Origin of the sequence: Aquiflexum sp. (genome assembly GCF_041749095.1) — a bacterium.
In the GTDB taxonomy this organism is placed as follows: domain Bacteria; phylum Bacteroidota; class Bacteroidia; order Cytophagales; family Cyclobacteriaceae; genus Aquiflexum.
In genome coordinates this window covers 1-2,187 of record NZ_JBGTCA010000181.1, presented here as the reverse complement: position 1 = coordinate 2,187, position 2,187 = coordinate 1, and the positions used below count along the sequence as shown (strand labels likewise).

The 2,187-nt window shown below is 41.3% G+C and carries 2 protein-coding genes; both read right to left on the bottom strand.

The window, feature by feature from the left end:
• A partial coding sequence (locus tag ACEW8O_RS08925; RefSeq protein WP_373494278.1) for a sugar porter family MFS transporter occupies positions 1–1,089 on the bottom strand: 1,089 nt, incomplete at its 3' end.
• A 126-nt stretch (positions 1,090–1,215) separates the two neighbouring features.
• The coding region (locus ACEW8O_RS08920; protein ID WP_373494277.1) for a glycoside hydrolase family 32 protein at positions 1,216–2,187 on the bottom strand (972 nt) is incomplete at its 5' end.

Genomic DNA, 2,187 nt, shown 5'->3' with positions numbered 1-2,187 from the left:
CGGGAAAATCTCAGATATTAAGACCCAGATAACGGTACCTTGACCTACGCCATGTGCCGCAATAAATAAAAAGAGAAATGTCGGCACCCACAATCCTCCCCAATCATAAAAAAAAGCACATGAAACCAATGACAAAGAAATAATGTACCCTGCAGTTCCCATATACATTAATGGTTTTCTCCCGATCCTATCGATTAAAAAGACCCCTAGCAACGTAAAAAGTAACATTGTCACCCCAATTCCTACGCTACTTAACAAGGCGGTACTCTCCCCCAGACCGGCTTCCTCAAAAATCCTTGGCGCATAGTATAGAACTGCATTGATTCCAGAGAATTGATTGAAAAAAGCGATTAAAAAGGCTAACATTAAAGGAAACCTATATTTTTTTATAAAAATGTTCTCGCCTGGAATAATGTTGTCCATTTCATCCTTAATTTCCGACATCAATCTTTCCACATTTTGATCAGGGTTGATAATTTGCAATACATTTTTGGCTTCATCGGTTCTGAATTTCGTCAACAGCCAACGTGGACTTTTTGGCAAACTAAACATTAAAAGGGTATAGATTATGGCGGGAAAGGCCTCCACGCCCATCATCCAACGCCAAGCATTTGCCCCTAAATTGTTAAGCAAATAATTTGATAAGAAAGCGATCAATATTCCAAATACTATATTGAATTGATACAGACTTACAAGTTTGCCCCTATTTTTAGTGGGAGCTATTTCGGCAATGTAAGCGGGAGCCGCAACTGTAGATGCACCCACAGCCAGTCCGCCAATGAACCTAAACACCGCGAAAGTGATCGGATCGTTGGAAAGGGCCGAACCCAATGCTGACAAAGTATACATGACCCCGATCCAAATCAAGGTTTTTTTACGACCTAACCTATTTGTGGGGATCCCACCAAAGACAGCACCGACCACGGTGCCCCATAGTGCCATTCCCATTACAATAGCACCATGAAAAACATCGCCAGACCCCCATAAATCCTGCAACTTTTGATCGGCCCCCGATATTACTACGGTATCAAAACCAAACAGGAATCCGGCCAATGCGGCGGTAATTGACCACATGAATATTTTTTTCATTCGTTAATTCTTTTGATTGTTCAAATATTTTGCGACCGGTCAGCTACCTAAAGAATACTCTATGGTTTGACTACCTCCGATCTTTCATCTTTAATAATTAGTAAGACTTGCGTTAATATTGTGTCACTACCACTGCATCGATGGAAATAGTTTCCATGATTTTAGCTTTTCAACTTTGATAGGCGCATCTTCGGAAAATACTTCGATGTTTATGGCATCTTCCAACGTGGGATAAACGACTTGTGTAATGCATTGCCTTCCATTGACGAATACCTCGAGCATTGATTTATCGAGAAAAATACGTAGGTGAACTTTTTCCCCATTTTTTAAATCGAAGGGAGCATCTTGAGTTGCCATATTTTCACCAAGGTTTTCCCTTTGCATAATAAATTCATGATAATTAGGGTTGTCCAAGCTGGATTTGCTCATGTCAATTTGCAATACATTTTGGTTCTTGTCAATCAATATTGGAGTTTGCTCCCTGCCATCTTTTGATTTGAATACGTTAACTCCGAAACGTTTTGCCTTTCCAGGGTCAATAATAATATCGATCTCCAGAGTTGTGCCCATTGTTTCATCAAGTATTACGGATTGTCCTTTATTGACAGTAAAAGGTTCTTCTTGCGTTGGCTCATATCTTAATGTCTCTACTTCTTTAGGTGGTTGGATATTTAAAGAAAGTTTGTCCTTTGAAAGTGTAAGCACCCTTGGCATCGACATTGTACCGCTCGAAACACCAGATTTTCGATCCAGTACCCAAGCCCACATGATTCGGCGGTCCTGATCATCCAGAAGAGTTTCCGGGGCAAAGACAGAACCGCCCCTCCAATTCATCCTGTGATGGGCTTCAGGTGTAAATTGTTTTCCATCCCATTTCCCTATATAATACCTTGCTCCTCTTTGATGGCTAATGCAAATCAAAACCCATTTGTCACCCAGCTTAAAGAAATCTGGGCAGGAAATGTCTTCAAAAGCGTCCACATCAGGCATGTCGCGAGACATGAAATTTCCTGTTTTTTTCAAAGGTTTATCATAAGCCGTGCCCATGTAAAGTACAGGCGGGTTCGGTTCTCCCGAGGAGACCGGCTTCCCACCGGA